Below are 22,274 nucleotides of genomic sequence, written 5' to 3'. Positions count from 1 at the left end.
TCCCAAACCAATATTTATAGGAAAGCCTTTTTTGATAAAAATAACTAACAAACAAACCGCCTTAAATAGAAGCAAAAGAGGTCTGGAATTGTTTATTTTATTGACAGCCCTGTGTTACAATAGTCTATTGTGTTTTAAGAGGTACCAGAATGAAGCCGTTTCTTCTCACTATGTTAGGTACAGATACCAAGTTATCGCCTATAACTAAAAAAGCAAAAAAAAATCATGTACTGCAAAAAGGGGAAACCGTTAGTGATTATCCCAAAGGAGAATCATTAAGTTTGATAAGCATGCAAGTTCAGGTTGAAGGTAAGGCAGAGATTAGTCCAGGCCCAATTCCTTACAAAACCAACGAAGTTACTGTAGTTAATGGACCAACGACTAGCGGCTCCAATGTAGGTGAAAAAATTGGTTTTGGCGTAGCTGAAATATTACTTGCCATAGCTCGCGGCCAACAGCCAATTAATATCATTGCTCACAGCCGCGGCGCAGTGGAGTCCACCTTAATTACTCATGAGGTACAAGCAATACAAAATATGATTGCTACTTGTAACTCCATGGATGAGGTGATTGCCGAATTACTTCGCCAGCAAACTGAACGACGCAATGCGAAAACACCGCCTAATAACACACCAGATATTATTGAGCATTTAAAAGCACAACTGCAGGTCATTCCTCAAGAAGAGCGAGTAACCTGGTTTGAATCATTAAAAAAGAATATACCCAATACCTCCATTAACTTTTTGGGTATTGATCCCGTTCCCGGAGATTGTTTTCCAATTACCTGGTATGACGATCGCTATTTTACCATCCCACCCATTGCCAAAAACGTACAGATTCTCTATTACGAAAATGAACATTCATATTTAGGGTTTACCCCCGCATGGATTAGACCAGAAACATCAGAACAAAAATTTGTGTGCTACACGCTTCCTGGGCATCATGGCACAGGCTCTGCTGGAAATGATGGTTCACAACAAAAAGTGGTCATGACTGATTCTTCAGTTAAGGCAACTCATGTGCAAAAATTATTAATATATAAATTATTGGATTTCTTAACCCAGCATGGCGTTGTATTTAATGATCTGAGCCAAGAACTTTTTGCGAAGTATGCAGCTTTAGGCCGGAAATACGCAGTGATGCTTGAAGAGAAAGAAAATCCTGAGCTTTACGATATTTTTGCCGACTTGGAAGATGTCCAACTTTTGGAAGATGTCCAACTTAAAGACTCAGGGATTGATGACCAGAGCGAACTGACCAAATTGGTTGAACAGGCTGAACAAGTTACTAGTGTTAAATCGCCCGTACCTCAAAATAAAAAAATTGATGCAGCGAAACTTAACTTCCAGGCTATTTATCGTGAACTTTATGATAAAATTGCGAAAAACGATCCCGCCTATAAGGCTTTTAATAATACCAGCTATATGCTGATGGGAGTTACTCCACAACGCCGGATACTCGTTAAAGGTGAGCCCGGTAAAACAGTACATACCTATGGGCTGCTTACCGATGTAATCCGCATTAACTCGGGTTTTATTAATGATGAGCACGCAACGCTGATAAAGGAATATTTTTTCAGCATGTTCCGCTTAGATCATCCACCTGAGAATTTAGCCGCGCTAGTAAATGAGGTCAGTGCTATTTTAGATAAAAATATTAGGCCTTTAGCTGATGTGGTTGAGGATTTGAGCAGCAGTTATATCCTCGTGGATAATAAACCTGCCAATTTACGAGAGAAAGCGACTCGCGATGAAGTGAGCAAAAACTTCGGCAATGTCATCCAATTAATAAGCACACGCTATTTAACTGTTGATTGGAGTTCCGTTGATAAGCAAGCAGAAAAACAACAACTTTTTGATGCCATTATTAATCTGCTACAAAAATTTAAAGAATTATCTACATTACAAGATGATATTGCGCAAACATTTGTTACTGAGCTTACTCAACTGGCCCTATCTGGAATTGGCGATACATTAAAAGATCAATATCAGATATTGACTAAAAGCTATGCCCGTATCAATGAGTCTACAGATATACGGCTACAACGCTTTTTCCGCGATCTAAGCGCCCAGTTCGCTGCAAAGGGCACGAATTTGGCAATCGATAATATGGTTACTGAGATCATGGCTTCATCTGCATACAAAGAACTGGCAGATCATCCCCCAGCTCTTAAAATTGCGCACATCTTTGAACAGCTTAGCACCATGAATGGCGGAGCAGATCTCATTGTACAAATCAAAGAAAACGTTAAACAACATCACTTACAACTTGACCCCAATGAAGCACATGCCCAAGAAATTAATATCATCGAAGAACTTGCGGGAAATTTTGTAGAGCAATATGCTGAGAGTCTTGAAGTTTTTGCAAAATTGCATGAACAAATGCAAGTCTTTATGAACGATGTAAGTGCCTTAAGTAACCTAGTTCCAGAAAAAACAGCAGACTTTGGTGTCTATATCCTCAAACTTCGACAAAACTCCCTCACCTTAGTAGAGCGAGCAGCACAAAAATTTTACTCCGGCCATCATGTTGGTGAACTTCCACCGATTGCCGCTCCAGGGACTTTTGCCGAATTAGCAGAACGTTATGCAATTGAAAATTATGGTATCGTCGACCGCGCAAAAGAAAATCACACCGCATTAGAGCATGAAATTGAGCAACTACGTCACGCGAATGAACAACTAACTCAAGAAAAAAGCGATGTAGAAAATCAGCTAAATACAAAGAATGAAGAAAATGCGGATTTAGAAAGACGAATCCAAAAGAAAAAGCAAAAAAAACAAAATCTGCAAACTGCCTTAAATAGTGAGTTCGAAGCAAACAGTTTATTACTTATTGGTAACCAGTTAAGACCCTTAACATTAAAGTACTTGCAACGATTAGAGCGTTCAGCCGAGGACGAAAAAGGGACCCGAACCAAAAAGATAGATCATCTTAACTCTTTACTAGAGAGCCTTGATGATACGGTTAACATGCCCGAGCCCTCAATGCGAGTGACTGATTTTTATGATAAATTAGAGACTGCTACTAAAGAACTAGACACACATCGCGATAATGATTGGCTCATCTATGTGCGAAATATCGTTATTGTTAGTGCTATTTTAGCCTCGGCGGTTATTCCTGGGCTAGTTTTCCTTATGGCCTATGTTAAATATACCGGTAACTCTGCTTATTTCTGGAACACTCATGGCAATACATTTGTTAATGAGTTGAAAAAAGTTCGTCCACCTGTTCCTGCAGGCGATAAGCCAGACACAGTGGAAAGCGCACAGGACTTGGGAGAAGCTAACCCACTCGTAGATAGCTCGTTAAACGTCACACTATAACCCACTACGTTAGGCTTTTCTGAGACAAGTGCTTATGTATCAGAAAAGCCGCTCTCTTTAATAACAAGGCTTCCACTTACCAGTCATGTCAAGTCGGACCGAGTTAAATTTAAGTAAAAAAAAATACTGCAGAATCAAAAATGTAGTGCTAGACTTTAGTTCGAGTGGGCTGCAGTGTGTTCCACGGACTACTATTTTAGATTGATATTTGTATTAATAATAAGAAAAAAGTTAAAGAAGGATGGTATTAAATTATGGAAGCAACTAAACGTACATTTTTACGCTCTACTCTTGCTGTTGCATTATTAACTTCTGGAGTTGCATTTGCTGCAGCTACTCCGCCAACTAGCGGTCAATTAGTAATTATTAACAGTTTAGGTAATGTAAGCACCACTGGCAATACTGGAGCTTCTGCGTCTAGCTTCTCTGTTGTAGTATCTGATAGTTCAGGTCCTTGCTCAACCACTGCAAGCGTTGCTTACAACGGTACGGTAACTGTTAAATGGAACTCTGCAGCTACACACAGTGCTACTTCTTGTACTGGAATATCTAGCGTTGCAGTTACTCCACTTAAAGCTACTGTAGGCTCAGTGTCAACTATTATATATGATAATGCAACAACTACATCTGTTCCTGCAGCCACTGCAACAGGCTCAGTAAGTTTCGATGCGCCAACAACAGCTTATGCAAATATGGCTTTGATTGTTAATGGAAATGGTACTCCATCAGCTACTGCAGCTGCTACTGCTACTGCGTGGGGAATTAATACTGCTGCTGCTGTGCCAGTATTTGATGCAGGTAACGGTTCATTAACTACTGTTGGTGTTCCTGGTGCCGTTGGTGCTTATGGATTAAAAGCAGAAAACATCATGAGACGTTATGCTATTATGCCATTTAATGCAGCCAAATAATAAAATCAACTAGCTGCACCAGCTCAGAATATACTTAGTTTATTCTGAGCTGAACCCGACTAATAAGTTGTACAGGCGCTTTAATGAAAAAAATAAGTTTACTCTTAATTGCCTTCTTGGCAATATTAACTCTTTCTGGCTGTGGCCAAAAAGGTCCCCTTTATTTACCACAACCTGAGACACAAAACACCAAAACTACCGATTCAAAATAAAATGTTATGGCTATAAAATTTACTAAAATGCATGGATTAGGCAATGATTTCATGGTCATCGATGGCATTAATCAAAAGATTAACCTTAGCCCTGCGCACATAAGCATGCTGGCTCAACGAAATACAGGTATTGGCTTTGATCAGCTATTACTTATTGAACCAAGCGATCATCCTGATATTGATTTTAAATACCGAATTTTTAATGCCGATGGTCACGAAGTGGGGCAATGTGGTAATGGGGCGCGATGCCTTGCTGCGTTTGCAAAACATTATGGCTTAACGCAAAAAAATAGCCTATCGGTTGCCACCTCAACTACACAAATGCAGCTGCATATTAATGTGGATAATAGCATTCGAGTTGAGATGGGTGTCCCGTGTTTAGCCCCTAAAGATATCCCCTTTATCGCTGAACACCAAGCAGAAGCATATACCCTAAAATTAGAAGACGATGAAACGGCAATTATTCATGCTGTTAGCGTTGGTAATCCACATGCCGTTTTATTAGTTTATGATACAGAAATGGCCCCGGTGCATACTCTGGGTCAGCAAATTAGCCATCACCCACGTTTTCCCGAGCAAACCAATGTTGGCTTTATGCAAATAATTAATTCAAAACAAATTAAATTAAGGGTTTATGAGCGCGGTTGTGGCGAGACTCTCGCCTGCGGTAGCGGGGCAGTGGCCGCCGCAGCTATTGGTCGCCTATATCACCAACTGGAACCACAAATAACTGTTTCTTTGCCCGGTGGGGATTTGCTGATTGATTGGCCTGCCTTTGATAAACCAATTACCCTCATAGGGCCTGCCGTTTTTGTTTATGAAGGGGAAATTTTATCCTGCTAACGGCATGCAGGTAATTCCCCTCAACTTAGGTATGACGTATATTCCTCTTAATTAAAGCTGGACTGTCGATGTTGATTGTGGAGATGCGACTTGGTTGCCTTCATGTCTGGCCTCTGGCTTGGCAAAAAAACCATCATTAAAGTTTTTTACCATCCAGCCCCAGCCTGATTGGGCGGTTTTATACACCTGTTCTGAATAAGCCAAAAGAGTCTCTTTGGTTGCCGTCACCACGTGACTCACATCTGCTGCCGCATTGGTTAAAGGCAGTAACTCATCATTTAATTGAGGCAAAGGACTATTAAACTCTGCCGCGGCACGCATTAATTTTGCCGGCCCATCATTTATTTGTTTTATTAGTATCTCGGTTTCGCTTAAGGGACGCAATTGGAGTGATAAAGCTAATAACCGAAAATGATTTTCCATAAAAGGACCTTGATTGCACTTTAACCATGCATACAGCCTGAGCTGGTTTTCATTATGATGCACTACATAATTGAATAAAGCTTGCACTCTCATTCGAGTCTCAAATTCATCTTGGGGTGAACCGGAAAATGCATAATGTTTTAGCGCCCTTGCCAATGCTTCAAATAGATCCTGCGTTAATACTCCGGGAGGTTCCATTTCCTTTAAGAGGGCCTGGATATCTTTTTCCATTGGCAGTACAGGTTCTTCGGGAACTGCGTGATACTCCCTACTAGCCGCATCGGACATTATTGCTCCTGGGCTTACATATACTGGATTTTTGGGTATGAAAAATCCGCTCCAACCATAAAACCAACATCGTTTAAGGTATTTTACTAAACCAGAAAATAGCCCCTCTTCATCACACAGTTTAAGTTCAAACTCAGCTTCAGCCAGAGCTTGTCGCACGGCCTTGCAAGCCTGTTCGTCAGCTATGGTTGCCTCATTTAAAGCCCATAAACAAAGATTAGCAACAATTTGGTAGTTGCTTTTACCACCCTTAAAACCGAAATGCCGTATCGTTGCGATTGCATTATATTGAAACAGTTTCTGCATAATACGCTCATTATAAGGAATTGGCTGTTGCAGTACTGCTGAAAATATAGAGTTTTTAAGACTAGGATCTAATTGAGGGTTATGTAATAAAAACAACAAGCGCTGTATTATTTGCCCACTTTTAACCCCATCTCCAGTAATGATAAAGTGGTAAAGGTACTCGTTAACTGCCCGCGCAAAAGGTTTTATATCACCCTGATAATGAATGGTAAAGTACTCGAAAAAATTAATGGACTGATATTGGGCTAAAAAATCATGAAGTGTAGTTTCCGTTTCTGATAATGGATAGGGATTCGCGTCATTATTCAGAACCACATCTTGGGCTATTTTTTGCGTATTAAGGCGTCCATTATGATATAAAGGGTACGTACTACCTGCTAAAGCATTCGTTTTTAAATAAGCGCAAAAATAGTTACTGGTGAGTGCACGAGTACTAACTTGAGTGTCTTTCAGCTCAGAGACATTTTCTAAGGCCAATAATAGCTCAATTGCTTCTGAGGAAAAAACATGATTGGCGTGCAGCAAGCTACTCGTCAATTGTTTAATAAATGAAGTATATGCTTCATAATAATGTCCATTCAAATACAATCTCATCGCTAAAATTAAATGCGATTCCTGATTTAATAACAGGAATAACTTCTTAGGCAAAGGATGAAACAACTGCAAGTGTTCAATGATTGTAGATGTAAGCAGCTCTTGTTTGCTCAGTTCCAGGTCTTTTATGGCATTGATAATTTCTGAATAGATAAGCTTCATTAAATGGGCTAACACATAATGCGCGTTGGGTAGAGCAGCGTAATGTCTTACCCAATAAAAAAATAATTCACGATGCAAATGCTTATACAATAAAGCTTGCACCTGGACGGTACTTAATTGATGAAAATGGGGGACAGAGCAAAGCAAGGTTACTGCCGCCTCGGGATCCAATTTATTAATTAGCTCTGGTGTGAGTATTGCTACATCAAGCTGGTGAACCCAGGCGTTTAAACGCGATGGTTCTGTATGCGACTCTTTAAAAGCAATGCGGTTTAGTACCGATTCACCTTTTAAGTTAGCTAAATAATCACTTTGTCCTAAGAGGCGCACAATTAGTAAGGTACGTACTCTTGGCTCCTGCATTATATTAATTAATTCAATCAGTTCTAGTGGTGTAAATTGATTTTCTTCAAGTGTATTAATGAATTTAAGTTGCGAGCCTGAGTTGCTATTAATCTCAGCTAAATAAGCCTCATTCCCTAAAGCTGCTTTAAACAAGTCTATTTTTCCAGGCATGCAACTCTCCCTTTGGCCCCTATCGCGATGTGAGCTCTTATCCCGAGCTCACATTAAATACCCCTTTTTCAGAATAGCTGTTTGAAAAAAAAACGCAATAGTTAAACTTATTTGCCATAAATGGGAGAGGTTCAGTTTGCAAATGGATTTTGTTTAGGAGGCAGGCTGACTATTCGCGGCTGCTAATTGATGCTTTTTAAGTTTCCAACGTTTATGCATCCAATTCCACTGCTCAGGATGAGCTAAAATGATACGCTCTAAAGCTTGATTATAAGCAAGAGTATTTTGATAAAGCGATTCTGCTGTAGAACCATAATCTTTCCAAGGAATGGGCTCGTAAAATTCTAAAACATGCTTACCGTTAGGCAAGCGATATCCTGCTGCAGGGATAACGGGGACTCCAGTATAACGCGATAGCGTAGCTAAACTACGATAGGTTCCTGCCTTCTCTCCAAAAAATTCCACCGCAATTCCATCTCGGTTAGCTAAAGAGGCATGCTGATCTAAAACAAAAATTACTGCATGATTTTGTTCTAGAGCGGCACATACTTTATCAAGAGAATTTTTCTTAGGAATTACATTTAGGCCAGCCTGATAATATTGCTTAAATAAGCTCCGTTCAATAAGTTTAATCGATAAGGTACGACGAATAAAATGAAATTGACCTTGAAACTCTTTAAAGTTCAGCACCCCGCCTATTGGAGCTACCTCCCAGTTGCCGAAATGGCCGGTGAGCGTCAGCACGCCCTTTTTCTGGGCCACTACGGATAACATGTGTTCATGCCCACGGACTTCAACGAGCTGGCGTAGCTTTTCTTCGCTCATAAAGCGTAGCTGCAAGGCTTCTTTAAATGATTTAAGCAGATGGGAATAATAAGCTTTCACTAAGTGATTTTTTAGGGATAGACTCAACCGCTCACCATAAACACGATCGATATTTGCCATAATAACCTGACGTTTATAAGGGGCAAACTTAAAAATTGCTCGCCCCCAAAAACTAGTAGGTAATGCACTAATTTGTTGTTCTAACTCATTCACAGGCTTTAATCACTAAACACGTGTTCATACTGGCAAATCCGCGATTAATTACTAAGGCATAATTCGCGTTCTCTAAAGAGCGATGTGCCGCACTAACAGATAATCCCTCGCAGCTATTTGCGGGCTGTTGCAAATTAGCAATCCCAGGAACATATTGATTTTCCAAAGCATAAGTTGCCATGACTGCATCAATCAACCCTGAAGCACAAATAGTATGGCCCATAGACCATTTAAATGAGGTGACTGGCGTTTGTTGTTCGGCAAAAATACCATTTATTGCCTGAGCCTCACTGTCATCCGATTTCACATTACCATTTCCATGTGCCACAATAAAGCCAATATCTTGTGGACGGATTGCCGTCGAACCCAAGGTACGTTGCATTAGTGCCGCTAATTGCTGGCCATCATTCTCAATAGAAAATAAGCCCGAAGCCTCGGTGGTAGAAAAACCGCCCATCACTTCGCCATAACAGCGTGCTGAACGCGCCTGAACGCTCGCCTCGCTTTCTAAGACTATTGCCGCAGCTCCCTCAGCCATGATAGTCCCATCATGCTGTGCATCAAATGGTTTTAAGTGGCGATGGCTTAATACCCCCAATTGGTCATAATAATATAGCGACTGCGGCTCAGTAGCCACATCATAGGCAACAACTACAGCGCGATCAACCTGCCCACTCACGATGGCATGATAGGCCTCGATTAGCGCTTGGGTTCCCCCTACGGCATGGTTCGTGAAATTATGGTTAGGACCTTTAAATCCATAAGTAATACCGGTATAGGCTAAAACATTATTAGGAAGAATCCGCAATAACCACATTGGATGTACTTCATCAAATAATTGCTGTGCAAAAGGTTGCATCTGCGCTTGTGATTTAGCCAGCAAGGGTAAAAAATCATATTGTTGGAAATACTTATTTCCAGGCGAGCCAACAAAAATCGCAGTTTGTTCATTAAAGGCATCAGTATCATCTAAACCATCTCGATACGTGATCATTTGGCTGTGCTCTACCGCCTGAACCGCCGCGTTAATACCAATTACATCCTGGCGTGAAATGACTTTAATTAATTTTCTATCTGGCAGCATTTTTGCCGGCTGGAAATCTTTAAGTTCGCCGCCCAAACGTGCAGGCCATTGCGATAAATCCCAATCGCGAATTTCTTCAATTCCACTTTTTCCCGTAGAAATAGCATCCCAGGTTGCGTCTGCAGTGTTCCCTGAGGCGGTTAAGGCACTGCGGCCAGTAATAAATACTCTGTTGCTTTGACTCATCGTCCTGCTCCTTCAAATTCAGGATGCTTAAATAACAAGCAGCTATTCGAGCCACCAAAACCAAAAGAATCAGATAAAACCACACCTAAAGACTTTTCACGTGGGCCATCAACAACATAGTCTAAATCACATTCAGGATCTGGGGTTGTTAAGTTCGCGGTTTTGGGAATTTGGCCTTGCTCAATGGCTTTAACCGATAACACGGCCTCAAGTGCCCCAGCCGCAGCAATTAAATGGCCGGTTTGGCCTTTAGTTGAACTTACAGGCAAATGCGCCGCACGCTCACCAAAAACAGCTTTAATGGCATTGGTTTCACTTAAATCATTCATCTTTGTCGAGGTACCATGGGCATTAATGTAATCCACATCTGATGCCTGTACTCCTGCGTCGCGTAATGCGCGCTGTATGGCTTGAATGGCCCCATCCCCATTTGGATGAGAATCAGTAATACGATACGAACTGAGCGAGTTTCCTTCGCCCGCGAGCTCGGCATAAATACGCGCGCCGCGTGCCTTTGCTTTATCCCAATCTTCAAGGATCAAAAAGGCAGCACCCTCACCTAAAACAAAGCCGTTTCGAGTGCCGTCAAAAGGACGGCTGGCCGTTTCTGGAGTTTCATTATAAGTAGATAATGCACCTAATAAACAGAAGCTGGAAAGACCAATGGGGTTTATCATGGAATCAAAACCACCAGCCAGCATAAAATCAGCTTCGCCACGACGAATCACTTGCATGGCAAGCCCTAAAGCCTGGCCGCCTGAAGCACAAGCAGTATGCACGGAAGAAGCATAACCGCGGATGCCAAACTGTTGAATTAATAAGGATAAACCTGAGTTTGTTGTGGTTTTGCCAAAATCAGCCAGCTGATAAAACTCGCGTGACTTTTCTTGTAATTGACTCCAATTAACTTCGCCATCTTGAGCGCAAGTTTTCTGGAATCGATGCAAATAATCAAACTCAGAGGTCATCATCCCACTACCAGTAACCACACCCCATTGTGATGCCGTTTGCTCAGTAGGTAAAATATCAGCATCCTCAAATGCCTGCCTTGCGGCTTCTAAAGCATATTGAGTAAATGACATTGCAAAACGAGAATGCTTATTAGTCAATGCCGGATTGGGCTTAAAGTTCTTTACTTCCGCAGCAATATAGGTAGGAAAGGCACTCGCATCAAATTGTTTAATTTCTGCGATGCCTGATTGTCCGGCTAATAAATTAGACCAAGTGGACTGAACATCAAGGCCTATAGGAGAAACAGCTCCTAAGCCGGTAATTGCAACTCGTCTTTTTTTCACATTATTTACCTCGAGGAATAAGCACCACATCCACAACACAAACACGCTTTCCAGCAACTTCACTGCGAAAAGCCAAGATTAATTCATTTTCCGTGTGTCGTTTAACGGTTACATAACACTCAATCACATCTCCAGGATGGACAAATTCATTCATTTTTATCTTGCGCAATTCACTCACGCAATAAGTTTCTGCAAAGGCTGCACGTGCAACAAATTCACGAGCTAGATTTAGCTTACATTCCAATAAAACCGTCATGGGTAAAACAGGATTCTTGGGAAAATGGTCCGGGAGATAAGGCGCTGCACGGGTGATACGCTTAACGGCAGTCAAACTAATTCCAGGCTCACTGGAGCTTATACGGTCAAAAGTCATCGAAACCGTACGGAGGCTGTCCTTAGGTGTAAGTTGTTGCTCATCCAGTAACGGCATACTTTCGGCACTAAGTACATCCCAATCGCCAGGATTATCAATTTCGGCGTATTGCTGTTTCACCTCTTCCAGACTAATAAAATCAGTCATGGGCAATAAGGGACCTAAGGCGCCTTCAACGCTAAAAATTAATTCTGACCCTACTCGGGCAATGCTATGGTATTGCACTGCGCGATCATCCACTACGTCAATAAACGATTCGAGTAATAAAGTCTCACCAACATAAGCTGGTCTATGTAACTGGGCACTCGCCACAATACCTGCGACTGGACGCTGTGAAAAGCCATTGTGGTGCATCACATTCCATGCAGCCAATTGCCCTAAGGTTTCACCGATTAAAGAAGGAATAAAACAGGGGCGACCCTGTTCGTCAGTCGTCAGAAAGGTATCATCACTCGTTATGTGCTTAATCCCCCGGATTAATTCTCCGGGAGAAGAATGTACAATGCGATCAACAAACAAAAATCTCATCTATGCTCACGCAGTAACTTGTTGTTCATTCATTGCAGAAACAACTAATTTACAAAAAGTTTCCACAGTAAATAAAGTTGGGATCTCGTTAACTTTCATGTTTGACTTAAATTGATCGGCTGGGACTTCACTCAAATAATTTTGTAATGCAGTCAAACCTTGGGCCGTTAACACGCCACCCTTTTCAAATTCATCTTCAGCTAAATCACCACGTGCATTTTTTTCTAATTGACCACGTGGAATTTTAATTTTGAATTCTTTCTCCAATTGGAAAACTAAATCAAGAAAATCAATGGATTCAGCGCCTAAGTCCGCAATTAAGCGACTGTTTTGGGACACTTCGTCTTCATCAATTACAAGTACATCGGCAACGATTTCTCTAACCTTAGGATAAACATCAGCTACATTCATTATTTTTTCCTCAGAGATTCAGGCTGGTTCACAAAGCCGCAAAGTATATCATAGATTTTTTTAAAGACATAAAATTAACATAATTTGGTTAAAAACGGACAATGATAAAGCAATATTGTTATGGTGCATTATGAGAAAGGAGCGTAGATTGGCCCGTGGCCCAAAGCCTTGAGCCTCGATAGGGTTCCATGTTGGGCCATGGGCCCAACCTACATAAAACTAACCTACCTGGCTATAACCCGCATCCACAAACAGAGTGTGTCCATTAATCATGTCTGCTTCAGGTAAGCACAGTAAATAAACCGCATTGGCGACATCTTGAGGGGTTAATGGGCGATCACTTAGAGCATGAGCTTGATACTCATCTAATAATTGCTCTCTATTGGGAAAATGCTTTAATGCATCCGTATCAACTACCCCAGCAGAAACCGTATTCACGGTAACACCATCAACAGCTAACTCAAGGCTTAATGAACGAACTAGAGCCTCCAAAGCTGCTTTAGATGCTCCGATAAATGCATAATTAGGAATAGCACGATGTGCTCCCAAACTGGATAAAGCAATAACACGACCACCACGTTGCATTAAGGTGCGTCCTTCGGAGGCGAGATGATTTAATGCTAAGGCATTCGTTTCCAAACACCAGCGCCAATGTTTGGTTGACATTTTCAGTGCTGGTTTTAAAACCCCACTTGCCGCATTGCTCACTAAAAAATTTAGATGATTAAAATGTTCACGAAATTGTGCAAACATTTCTTTAACTGATTGATGGTCTGCCACATTCGCCTGTAAGGCAACCGCTTTTCGCCCCATTGCCTGAATTTCTTGAACTAGAGCCTGCGCTTCATCTGAGCTGTTGTAGTAAACAATGGCAATATCGCATCCAGCTTGAGCTAACTTTAATGCAGTGGCCTTACCGATACCTCGCGCGCCACCAGTAATTAACCCAACTTTTCCTGCAAAATTTAAACTCATGGAACAACCCTCGTGCTAAAATAGTGCATTGTCATTTTTATTCATCAGGAATGCAATCTTTCCAGTATTAAATTTTTAAAGATCTTGTTTCTGGATGCCTAACTTTGTACTATCCCCACACCATATGCCAATCCTAATAATTTAATGAAATACCCCTGGTCTAAAACTGTATTTCCTATCGCTGCTATTTTTTCATTTCGTATGCTCGGTTTATTTTTACTGATTCCCGTATTTAGTATTTATGCTGAAAATTTACAGGGAGCAACTCCGGCTCTAATTGGCCTTGCGTTGGGAATCTATGGTTTGGGACAAGGTCTTTTGCAGATGCCTTTTGGTTTTTTTTCTGACAAAATTGGGCGCAAACCAATCATTACCTTTGGTTTAATTTTATTTGCATGCGGCAGCATATTGGGCGCATTAACCGATTCCATTTATGGCATGATTCTTGCGAGAGCAATACAAGGGACTGGGGCTATAGGCAGCGTTTTAATTGCCTTGCTTGCAGATCTAACACCGGACGGACAACGTACAAAGGCTATGGCAGTGATTGGTATGACCATTGGTACGTCCTTTAGTTTGGCCATGATAATCAGTCCAGCCCTGTCGCATCGTTATGGTTTAGCGGGTATTTTTTATCTGACTGCGGCATTAGCCTTATTGGGCTTACTTTTACTGCATGGGGTCATTCCTCAACCGACCAAAGAACGCTTTCATAGTGACAGTGAAGCAAATCCAGCCTTATTTAAAAAAGTAATCCGTAATAAGCACCTATTGCGTCTTGATGTGGGGATTTTCTGTCAGCATTTCATTCTTACTTCAACTTTTTTTGCCATTCCATTTATCTTAAGAAAGCAGGTAGAGCAAGGCCACTTAGCCCAGCAATGGCATTTTTATTTACCACTAATGCTTGGCTCCTTCTTATTAATGATCCCCTTTATCATTATTGCTGAAAAGAAAAAACTCATGAAAGGTATTTTTCTAAGCTCCGTCATGATCATCACCGTTGCGCAATTATTCTTAGCTTATACCTACCAAAACTGGTTAAGCCTTTGCCTGCTCATGCTGGCTTTTTTTGTTGCCTTTAATATTCTTGAGGCAGCCCTTCCCTCATTAGTCTCCAAACAGGCTCAGCCTAATAGTAAGGGTACGGCCATGGGAATTTATTCGACCAGCCAATTCTTAGGAATTTTCATTGGTGGCGCTCTTGCCGGCCTTCTCTATCAATGGAATGGTAGCCCAGGTATTTTCCTAGTGAATGCATTAGTAGCCGCTCTTTGGTTTGTTATTTCTTATGCCATGAAACCTAACGTTTATGTGGCGACCTTGATTTTAGCTTGTGACTGGTTCGATAAAAAAGAAGAGGTGGTAAATCAACTTCTGAGTGCTCCAGGCATCCTTGAAGTTGCATTTGCAAAAGAAGAACAGGTTCTTTATTTACGCGTAGATAGAGAACATTATGCAGAAGGCAGTGCTGAACAAATTCTCAGAGCTGCCTCTCGTTAAGGAGAGCCATTATTATGTTTACCAAGGATATTATCTCAAGTACTAAGCCCCATACTGCCGATTTTCATTGCCATTTAAATGGTAGTTTTAGTTTAGAGTTTATGGCACGAATTGCTCAAAAAAATCATCGCTTCCATGTTTATGCAGAATTGATCAAGGTTCGGAAAGATTATCTAAATCAAACTCAAAACCAACCCGAAGAAGGTTATTCAGAAGAGCTAATCGGCCTGGTCTGGAAACAATTTAACTTAATCCATAAAATCATCCAAACTCTTGATGACATTACTGAGGGTACTATTGATGTAGTTCAAAGCTCTGCGGCTAAATATTTAGAAATACGCACCACTCCTAAGAGCATGGATAATCATTCAGTTACAGACTATATTAATGCGTTTGAAAGCGGACTAGTGCAAGCAAACCGAAGTCCTACGAAAAAAGCCGTAGGCTTATTAAGCTTGGATAGAACAATTCATACATTAAGCGATGCAGAATTTTTAATACAACAAATTCTCTCCAGCTCAAAACACGTACTTGCCGGCCTCGATATATCGGGTAACCCATTAGGCAAACGCAGTTTAACCGGGCAAGATTTAAAAAATGTAGTTTTATTGGCGCTTAATAAAGGTGTGAATATTGCAATACATATGGGCGAATCCGATACGGATTTGGAACGGCAGGATACCAATATGGTTCTGGACGCGCTAGAAGAATGGGTAAAACAACAATCAGTATCAAGCGATGCACTGCATGGGAGAGTCCGTCTGGGGCATTGTATTTATCTTACAGAACAGCAAAAGATGCGCATTCGTGCCCTCAATGTCCCTATAGAAGTTTGCCCCACCTGCCATATGAAACTTAACTGGCATTATGAAGGCAAACCCCATCCCGTAAGCTCTATTTATCCTGGAGTTGAGTCTCCCTTAGTATCCGGAACCGATGATACGCTGCCATTTGGCGGTACTGCAAAAAGTAATTTTGATGATTTTCTGCGCTTTTTTAGCAATACGAACAACTTAAGCCGTAAAGAAATAAAAGCGCATCAATCAACGTATCGTTTTGAGGCGCTTTAATGCCTTAATTGCAGGTCATACAAGGGTCTAGAACCTCTGCGGTTTCAGGATACTCCAACTGTTTTATACTCCGCCCAAATAGCCCCATTGAATGCCGAGATATCTTTTCCTGGGCCGTGGGGACATTCCGCTGTAGAGGAGAGTTAAACAAAGTATAAGACCAATAATTCTTTTGGCTAACCTCGCCCACGACCTGCTTTACAACCTCTGGAGCTTCCTCCGCTGGTAAAGGTAAGCTCATATAAATAGCGCTTAGGTTTTCTTTTATATTTGATAAGTGCTGATAACCCAGGACGTTAATACCCAAGACACTTAATTCGGACAGTAGATTGATTATAGCACCGGTAAGGGTATCAATAACAGGTTGTGCCTCCACGGGAATAAAAAGCTGCAATAGCGTTAGGCTCACCGCTAGTCCTCCTAAAGTCAAAGCTACTTCTGGAGTGTATTCATATAACTTTTTAAGAACCATCGCGCTAGCAAATAAACTTAAAATACTGGTAACAGAGGCAAGAACCAACAATACCTCTATCATTGAACTAGATAATAATAGGGTTCCCCCTAAAGCTGCTACGCCCATGCCTGCCGTAGCCAGTCCCACCCAAATAGGTGCTATTTTAAAATACTCTGAAAGTGGCCTAATAATTTGGTTTACGGGATTAGCTAAATAAAAAAGGCTTCTTGTCAATAAGGGCAAAACAAGCATAAATATTACTAGTTGTGGAAGCAGCACGATAGGAGTAGCAAATAAGGCAATTAATGCAAACATCTTTGCCAAAAAAGGAACAGCACGATATCCATCATCAGATAGAGCGGCTAAATCCTTACTCATATCTTTAATCATACTTTGCAGCCCATATGTCAGCCCTGTTGTCAGGGCATCATAAGTTGCACACACAACGAATCCAAGCCATTTAATCGGAGAGAACAGTTTACGACTCGCCAAAATAAAGTTTAAATTTCCCAAAGCGATTGCTTCGCGGTAAATAATATCATTCAGGTCTTCCTCGCCAAAAAACTGAATGATTAGTTTATTCATCTCTTGTTTAATGGTGTTGAATAAGGATGGGGCCTGTACTGTTTTATAAAAAGCCTCATCTCGAATCTTACGAATTTCAGTACTATGTTGATGCAACCAAAGCGCAAATTGCAAGAAGGTTTTATTTTCATCAATGAATTGCTGTTGTTCATTTTTCGAAGGCAGCGAGCTAAAATAATTAGTCATTTCCTCAAAATAATCATCTATCTGCTCTTTTATTCTATGATCAATGCAATCTAGCGGGATTTGATAATCAAATGGGGTTATTGCTTCTAAAAGACTAGGTGTTAGCCCCTGCGAATTGAGAAGCTCCTCAGCCGCATCTGTAACTTGTAAAAACTTCTTAGTTAATAGAGGATCGCCATTGGTCCTATCCGGATGATATTTAGCAGAGACTATCCTTCTTTGCCGTTTGATTGCAGCAGATAGCTCCTCCTCACTTAACTGCGCTAATTGAGTATTTATCTCTTCCTGCGAAAACTCTAATTGGTAAAGAAGCTTAACTTGCTTAGAGGTAAAAGACATGGACTTGGTTTCCCAAAAGCAAACATTGTATATAAATTATGGGCAAAAAAACAATACATACTCTAATTAAGCCGCTTCCCTGCCCTAAATTAAGATATTTTTCTAACTGTTTGTTGCTCTGCTAAGGCAAGTTAGTCGCCGCAATAAATCCATCATGTCCTGCAACTTGTTTAGCAATTATTGCTTTTCGTGTTCTAGCCTCCGTCCTTTCAGGCATGGATGCCTTACCTAAGAACAATCCCGAAACACCTGAGCGAGATATTTTTATCGTTGATGCTAATGGAGCTAAGGGCTCTGCAGCAACAATTCTATCAGTTTGAGCTGTCTGGAGCTTTGTGGAGTTGCACTTTTTATGCCAATAAGCATTAAAGTCTCTAATAGAATTTGCTTCTCTTTTTACCGCTTTATTCTCTTTCCCTTTCTTATTTTTTAAGAAAACATCCAACTCAGAATATAATTCTGCCCTTTCTTTTTGCATTTGCCTCTTCACAACAACTAAGTTATCTCTTGCCTCTCCTGCAGTTTTATCTGCGGCGTCATGTAACGCAACTAATGCGTTACTCACCTCAGCAGAAAAACCAAACCACTGATCCTGGTCATTCAAGCCCTTAAGCCGCTGGTGTGCTCTTGCAATAGTAGTGTGTTGAAATAATGCAAATATGGGGCTTGGTACTTGTGTTTTAAACCATTCAAGTAAGGATGAATGGGAGCAAGTGCCATTGGTCTGTAGGGTTAGGCTTTGCTTATCATCGTGTAATTTGCCTTCGTGATATAGTGTCAGGAACTCTTCGTTCATTGCTCGTGCGGAATCCGCAGACGAAACAATCGTTGGTTTAACCATTTTCTCAATAAGTTTCCTGTCGGTAATTTCTGTCATCGACATCGGATCCGTCACTTTAATGGGCCGCTTCATACTACCACTAATGGTAGTAACGAAAAGGGTTTTCCAACTCTCAATGTCAGTCTCTCCAGCACCAGTATTAATTACTTTAAAGACAAACCGGTCCTCAGCGACACAGCAACACTCAACAACGGTAGCATGCCCGCCCTTAGTACTTTTAAAACCACAGGGAATAATTAAAGACGACCCCACTGACAAATGCATCATTGCTTTTTGTATTTGATAAGACACATCTAAAATCAATTCCTCAACTTCGCGAGATGAGCTAATATTGAGATGACTAATCATGCATGCTTTATCCATCTCATTCGCTAACTCCGAGCTTTGTCTTACTTTATCTTTTATGCTTCCTAATAAAGCTCGAGTTTGCTCATCAAGAGAGCTGCTCTCTTGCTCAAATTCTTCTAAATCATTAGCAAAATCATGATAAGCAGAAGAGGATACTTTACCTTGTAAGACAACGTGATGGTTTAAATCCGTTTTGCCCATTAAGTGATGAGAAAGATAAGTTAATTTAGATTTCGTTGGATAGTCCTCATATTTATCTGCTAAAAATTGCTTTACACTCTGTAAACCAAAGAACCGAGCAATACGAAACACCCAATTCGGATAATGAACATTGTCATACTCAACTAAAGCCTGCGCATGCGCCTCTTTAACATGCCTTATTACACGCAGCACTTCTTTTTCTATAGGTGGGAGAAAACCAAAGAAACCCATAAATTTTTGCCACCAACTTTTGCCCTCGGTGAGATAGGCATTATATTGTTTTAGAGACCTCAGAAGTTCATCTAAATATTCAAAGCGAGCCTGTACACTGTCTTCACGCACTCCAGGCTCTTTATATGCATAAAGTAAAGTTAATGCTTGATTAGCCACCCCTTGAACCACACTGGCGTTTTGAATCGCGCTTGCGATAATGTTACTCACTTTGTTAACAAATGTGGTTAATTCTTTTCTGGCGACAACATTATAAATCATGCCTTGATATATCCCATCTAGATCAAGTTAGACCCATAATGTATCATTCAAACCTTAATGTAAAATTAACTAGCATCACGGGAATGCTCTAAGGGTGCAACAGCTTACTGGCGAATCAGGCGTATATTTTTACCCATAAATGTTGTTTTTTCGGTAGAGCGATAGGGATTAATATCAAGTCCGCCACGACGAGTATATCGCCCATAAACGATTAGGGATTCCGGTTTACAGTGCTTCATAATATCGACAAAGATACGTTCAATACATTGCTCATGAAATTCATTATGATTGCGGAATGAAACCAGATACTTTAATAAGCCTTCTCGGTTAATCTTTTTCCCTTTATAAGCAATTTGTATGCTTCCCCAATCCGGCTGATTAGTGACTAAGCAGTTGGATTTTAAAAGGTCAGAGCACAATGTCTCTTCAACTTCCTCATCACCTACCGCAAGAAAAGAAGGTTCAACAAGGTAAACAGAACATTCAATATCCAGCGCATCAATGGATTCACCCGTAAACACTTGTTGCATATGGATTCGAGTAGACGGCTCTATGGGGTGGATAGCAACAAAAACCTCTGCCTCAATACGCTCCTGCAAATCCTTTTTAATGATTTTTTCCAAAGCATCAATAGTTTCAAATTTACTGTTATTAAATGAGTTAAAATAAAGTTTTAATGACTTAGATTCGATAAGTTTGGGCGAGTTGCAGTCATAAACAATTTCTGCAAGCGCAACCATAGGCTTGCCTTTGGCATTCAACCAGGACACTTCATAATGATTCCAATAATCAAAACCATAAAAAGGAAGGTTTTGCGGATCAACGCCTATCTCTTGTCGTTTTCCCGCTCGAGGAATGGGAAATAGGCGATCAGGGTTATACGTTGAATCATAATCCGATTTTTTACCTAATTCAGAAGCATCAGCCCCAGACTGATACTTTTTTAATATTTGATCATTCATCGTATTTCGCTCCAAAATTTCTATTATTTTTGCCGTGCTTTTCCAATTAACCGGCTGGCTTATTTCCATTTGACTAGCAATATATTTTAATAGGGAGGCAGCCTCATTAATGCGTGTTGCTTTAGCTTCCAATTCACGCGCTTGCATTTGCATGGAGAGTACCACATCAAAATTTGCACTTTCTATAATTTTTTTAATCTTTGATAAAGAGAAGCCCAAGAATTTCAGGGTGGTAATTTGCTGTAAGCGTAGCAAATCGTGTTCCGAGTACAATCTATAACCTGAAATTGAGCGCTTTTCTGGTTTCAATAAGCCGATATCATCGTAATACTGTAAAGACCTAATCGTTAGTGAAGTCATTTGACTGATTTCTTTAATTTGGTAATATTTCATACACCTCTCCTTGATGTAATTCTATTGCATCACGTAACGTGAGAGTCAATACTTATCTGCTTCGTGCTTACTTAATATTAAGAGAATTAACTTATGTCCAACAATCCAACTAATTGGCTCAAATTGCTCAGCGAAATTCAGGCCATTGCCCAAAATGGCCTTGCCTACTGCCATAATGAATTTGATAAAGAGCGTTATTCAAGGCTGCGTGAAATTGCTGCGGAATTGACCGTAGAATACACCGAACATCAACATGAGGACATTAAGTTACGATTCTCTTTAGAACATGGCTATGCAACGCCCAAGCTTGAGATCCGCGCATTTGTTCTCAAGGAAAATAAAATCTTACTGGTAAAAGAGCGATCCGATGGTTTATGGACCTTGCCAGGGGGCTGGACTGATATTAATGAGTCCCCCTCTGAAGCGGTAATTAGAGAAACGAAAGAGGAAACCGGCTTTGACGTAGCTACGGTAAGCTTATTAGCCCTGTGGGATGAACAAAAACATGATCATCCCCATCACTGGCCACATACATATAAGTGCTTTTTCCATTGTAATTTAATCTCAGGAGAGGCCACAGAAAATATAGAAATTTCAGCGATCGATTTTTTTGACTTACATGACCTCCCACCGCTCTCAACTCCACGAGTAACGCAAAGGCAACTTCTGCGTTTATATGAGCAGGTTATCCATTCAGAACAGACGCTATTTGATTAGCAATTCACTATGCACTAGTGATATAAATTAAGGTATACTCTCTGCCTAACTTTCGCATACAGGAGATAACAAATGGCTCGCGGGATAAATAAGGTCATCTTGATTGGCAACGTTGGTGTTGACCCGGATGTTCGTTACCTACCTAATGGTAATGCAGTAACTACTCTTTCAATTGCAACCAGTGAAACATGGAAAGATAAAAATACCGGTGAAAAGCAAGATCGTACCGAATGGCACCGTGTCGTTTGCTTTAATCGTCTTGGCGAAATCGCTGGTGAATATGTTCGTAAAGGCTCCAAGCTTTACATTGAAGGCAGTTTAAGAACGAGAAAATGGCAAGATCAACAAGGCCAAGATCGCTATACCACCGAAATCATTGCCAATGACATCCAAATGCTGGATAGCAAAGGGGGCAGTGCCGGTGGTTATGAGGATATGCCGCAAACACAACAATATGCACCAGCGCCACAGGCAAGTACTAACCGCCAGGCAGCTCCCCAGTCAAATCAAGTGCCGCATGATGCCTTTGACCAGTTTGATGATGATGTCCCTTTCTAAAATGCTGTAACCTGGTTGTTTGCAACCAGGTTTCCTTTAAACAGTGCATTTAGCTATTGATGCTAATGCAAACAACTACTCTAAACTTATACATAGGCCGCCTCTAAGCTCAGCAAATATAGCTCGCGCCGTGCAGATGCTAGGCTTAGCAGTC

At 40.9% G+C, this 22,274-nt stretch carries 18 protein-coding genes and 1 pseudogene; 8 read left to right on the top strand and 11 right to left on the bottom strand.

Going from position 1 to position 22,274, the window contains the following annotated elements; translation table 11 throughout:
* Nucleotides 1–149: 149 nt before the first annotated feature.
* The 4 genes from BN3124_RS01225 to dapF all read left to right on the top strand — a co-directional run bounded on the left by BN3124_RS01225 (nucleotide 150) and on the right by dapF (nucleotide 5,292).
* Entirely contained in the window at nucleotides 150–3,326 is a 3,177-nt protein-coding gene (locus tag BN3124_RS01225; RefSeq protein ID WP_149865172.1) for a hypothetical protein, read from the top strand.
* A gap of 254 nt (nucleotides 3,327–3,580) precedes the next feature.
* Complete coding sequence (locus BN3124_RS01220; protein WP_058533042.1) at nucleotides 3,581–4,237, top strand: hypothetical protein; 657 nt, start codon at nucleotides 3,581–3,583, stop codon at nucleotides 4,235–4,237.
* An 83-nt stretch (nucleotides 4,238–4,320) separates the two neighbouring features.
* The gene (gene lptM, locus BN3124_RS16605) at nucleotides 4,321–4,449 is read left to right on the top strand and encodes an LPS translocon maturation chaperone LptM (RefSeq protein WP_078061443.1); all 129 of its coding nucleotides are present in this window, start codon (nucleotides 4,321–4,323) and stop codon (nucleotides 4,447–4,449) included.
* Nucleotides 4,450–4,455: 6 nt separating this feature from the next.
* On the top strand, nucleotides 4,456–5,292 hold the full coding sequence (dapF, locus tag BN3124_RS01215) for a diaminopimelate epimerase (RefSeq protein WP_058533041.1): 837 nt from the start codon (nucleotides 4,456–4,458) through the stop codon (nucleotides 5,290–5,292).
* Between the two features lie 51 nt (nucleotides 5,293–5,343).
* On the opposite strand, the gene BN3124_RS01210 is transcribed toward dapF, so the two are convergent.
* The 7 genes from BN3124_RS01210 to fabL all read right to left on the bottom strand — a co-directional run bounded on the left by BN3124_RS01210 (nucleotide 5,344) and on the right by fabL (nucleotide 13,471).
* Complete coding sequence (locus BN3124_RS01210; RefSeq protein ID WP_058533040.1) at nucleotides 5,344–7,581, bottom strand: hypothetical protein; 2,238 nt, start codon at nucleotides 7,579–7,581, stop codon at nucleotides 5,344–5,346.
* Between the two features lie 153 nt (nucleotides 7,582–7,734).
* Entirely contained in the window at nucleotides 7,735–8,619 is an 885-nt protein-coding gene (locus BN3124_RS01205) for a lysophospholipid acyltransferase family protein (protein WP_058533039.1), read from the bottom strand.
* Nucleotides 8,612–9,889, bottom strand: a complete 1,278-nt coding sequence (locus tag BN3124_RS01200; protein WP_058533038.1) for a beta-ketoacyl-[acyl-carrier-protein] synthase family protein — start codon at nucleotides 9,887–9,889, stop codon at nucleotides 8,612–8,614. The genes BN3124_RS01205 and BN3124_RS01200 overlap by 8 nt, the downstream gene beginning before the upstream one ends.
* Nucleotides 9,886–11,214 carry a beta-ketoacyl-[acyl-carrier-protein] synthase family protein gene (locus tag BN3124_RS01195; RefSeq protein ID WP_149865179.1) on the bottom strand — a complete coding sequence of 443 codons (1,329 nt, stop codon included), beginning with the start codon at nucleotides 11,212–11,214 and terminating at the stop codon, nucleotides 9,886–9,888. The genes BN3124_RS01200 and BN3124_RS01195 overlap by 4 nt, the downstream gene beginning before the upstream one ends.
* On the bottom strand, nucleotides 11,186–12,085 hold the full coding sequence (locus BN3124_RS01190) for a 3-hydroxyacyl-ACP dehydratase FabZ family protein (protein WP_058533036.1): 900 nt from the start codon (nucleotides 12,083–12,085) through the stop codon (nucleotides 11,186–11,188). Before BN3124_RS01190 ends, BN3124_RS01195 begins: the two co-directional genes overlap by 29 nt.
* A 6-nt stretch (nucleotides 12,086–12,091) precedes the next feature.
* Nucleotides 12,092–12,496: an acyl carrier protein gene (locus tag BN3124_RS01185; RefSeq protein ID WP_058533035.1), complete on the bottom strand. Its 405-nt coding sequence runs from the start codon at nucleotides 12,494–12,496 to the stop codon at nucleotides 12,092–12,094.
* Nucleotides 12,497–12,715: 219 nt separating this feature from the next.
* Nucleotides 12,716–13,471, bottom strand: a complete 756-nt coding sequence (gene fabL / locus BN3124_RS01180) for an enoyl-[acyl-carrier-protein] reductase FabL (RefSeq protein WP_058533034.1) — start codon at nucleotides 13,469–13,471, stop codon at nucleotides 12,716–12,718.
* A gap of 144 nt (nucleotides 13,472–13,615) precedes the next feature.
* On the opposite strand from fabL, the gene BN3124_RS01175 reads away from it, so the two are divergent.
* Nucleotides 13,616–14,974, top strand: a complete 1,359-nt coding sequence (locus BN3124_RS01175) for an MFS transporter (protein ID WP_058533033.1) — start codon at nucleotides 13,616–13,618, stop codon at nucleotides 14,972–14,974.
* 14 nt (nucleotides 14,975–14,988) lie between these two features.
* Entirely contained in the window at nucleotides 14,989–16,044 is a 1,056-nt protein-coding gene (locus BN3124_RS01170; protein ID WP_058533032.1) for an amidohydrolase family protein, read from the top strand.
* Nucleotides 16,045–16,048: 4 nt separating this feature from the next.
* Here the strand turns inward: BN3124_RS01170 and BN3124_RS01165 are convergent, their stop codons facing one another.
* The 4 genes and pseudogenes from BN3124_RS01165 to BN3124_RS17475 all read right to left on the bottom strand — a co-directional run.
* Nucleotides 16,049–17,608, bottom strand: a complete 1,560-nt coding sequence (locus BN3124_RS01165) for a J domain-containing protein (RefSeq protein ID WP_058533031.1) — start codon at nucleotides 17,606–17,608, stop codon at nucleotides 16,049–16,051.
* A gap of 121 nt (nucleotides 17,609–17,729) precedes the next feature.
* Nucleotides 17,730–19,490, bottom strand: a complete 1,761-nt coding sequence (locus tag BN3124_RS01160) for a hypothetical protein (protein ID WP_058533030.1) — start codon at nucleotides 19,488–19,490, stop codon at nucleotides 17,730–17,732.
* Between the two features lie 104 nt (nucleotides 19,491–19,594).
* A complete protein-coding gene (queF, locus tag BN3124_RS01155) occupies nucleotides 19,595–20,452 on the bottom strand; it encodes an NADPH-dependent 7-cyano-7-deazaguanine reductase QueF (protein WP_058533260.1) in 858 nt (285 codons plus the stop codon).
* Nucleotides 20,453–20,689: 237 nt separating this feature from the next.
* A pseudogene (locus tag BN3124_RS17475) lies at nucleotides 20,690–20,812 on the bottom strand (MerR family DNA-binding transcriptional regulator); the annotation flags it as partial.
* 126 nt (nucleotides 20,813–20,938) lie between these two features.
* On the opposite strand from BN3124_RS17475, the gene BN3124_RS01150 reads away from it, so the two are divergent.
* Nucleotides 20,939–21,562 (top strand): NUDIX hydrolase, encoded by a 624-nt coding sequence (locus BN3124_RS01150; protein WP_058533029.1) that lies wholly within the window; start codon nucleotides 20,939–20,941, stop codon nucleotides 21,560–21,562.
* Nucleotides 21,563–21,634: 72 nt separating this feature from the next.
* Nucleotides 21,635–22,120 (top strand): single-stranded DNA-binding protein, encoded by a 486-nt coding sequence (gene ssb, locus BN3124_RS01145; protein ID WP_058533028.1) that lies wholly within the window; start codon nucleotides 21,635–21,637, stop codon nucleotides 22,118–22,120.
* Nucleotides 22,121–22,274 lie beyond the last annotated feature (154 nt).

The organism is Legionella saoudiensis (assembly GCF_001465875.1).
Lineage (GTDB): Bacteria > Pseudomonadota > Gammaproteobacteria > Legionellales > Legionellaceae > Legionella > Legionella saoudiensis.
Note: the sequence above shows the minus strand (reverse complement) of the source record. Positions and strands in the feature narration are given on the sequence as shown.

Bases quoted from the DNA above. Each gene is read 5' to 3' on its own strand.
- BN3124_RS01225 (WP_149865172.1), top strand. From the start codon at position 150: ATGAAGCCGTTTCTTCTCACTATGTTAGGTACAGATACCAAGTTATCG.
- BN3124_RS01220 (WP_058533042.1), top strand. From the start codon at position 3,581: ATGGAAGCAACTAAACGTACATTTTTACGCTCTACTCTTGCTGTTGCA.
- lptM (WP_078061443.1), top strand. From the start codon at position 4,321: ATGAAAAAAATAAGTTTACTCTTAATTGCCTTCTTGGCAATATTAACT.
- dapF (WP_058533041.1), top strand. From the start codon at position 4,456: ATGGCTATAAAATTTACTAAAATGCATGGATTAGGCAATGATTTCATG.
- BN3124_RS01210 (WP_058533040.1), bottom strand. From the start codon at position 7,581: ATGCCTGGAAAAATAGACTTGTTTAAAGCAGCTTTAGGGAATGAGGCT.
- BN3124_RS01200 (WP_058533038.1), bottom strand. From the start codon at position 9,889: ATGAGTCAAAGCAACAGAGTATTTATTACTGGCCGCAGTGCCTTAACC.
- BN3124_RS01195 (WP_149865179.1), bottom strand. From the start codon at position 11,214: ATGTGGTGCTTATTCCTCGAGGTAAATAATGTGAAAAAAAGACGAGTT.
- BN3124_RS01190 (WP_058533036.1), bottom strand. From the start codon at position 12,085: ATGAGATTTTTGTTTGTTGATCGCATTGTACATTCTTCTCCCGGAGAA.
- BN3124_RS01185 (WP_058533035.1), bottom strand. From the start codon at position 12,496: ATGAATGTAGCTGATGTTTATCCTAAGGTTAGAGAAATCGTTGCCGAT.
- fabL (WP_058533034.1), bottom strand. From the start codon at position 13,471: ATGAGTTTAAATTTTGCAGGAAAAGTTGGGTTAATTACTGGTGGCGCG.
- BN3124_RS01175 (WP_058533033.1), top strand. From the start codon at position 13,616: ATGAAATACCCCTGGTCTAAAACTGTATTTCCTATCGCTGCTATTTTT.
- BN3124_RS01170 (WP_058533032.1), top strand. From the start codon at position 14,989: ATGTTTACCAAGGATATTATCTCAAGTACTAAGCCCCATACTGCCGAT.
- BN3124_RS01165 (WP_058533031.1), bottom strand. From the start codon at position 17,608: ATGTCTTTTACCTCTAAGCAAGTTAAGCTTCTTTACCAATTAGAGTTT.
- BN3124_RS01160 (WP_058533030.1), bottom strand. From the start codon at position 19,490: ATGATTTATAATGTTGTCGCCAGAAAAGAATTAACCACATTTGTTAAC.
- queF (WP_058533260.1), bottom strand. From the start codon at position 20,452: ATGAATGATCAAATATTAAAAAAGTATCAGTCTGGGGCTGATGCTTCT.
- BN3124_RS01150 (WP_058533029.1), top strand. From the start codon at position 20,939: ATGTCCAACAATCCAACTAATTGGCTCAAATTGCTCAGCGAAATTCAG.
- ssb (WP_058533028.1), top strand. From the start codon at position 21,635: ATGGCTCGCGGGATAAATAAGGTCATCTTGATTGGCAACGTTGGTGTT.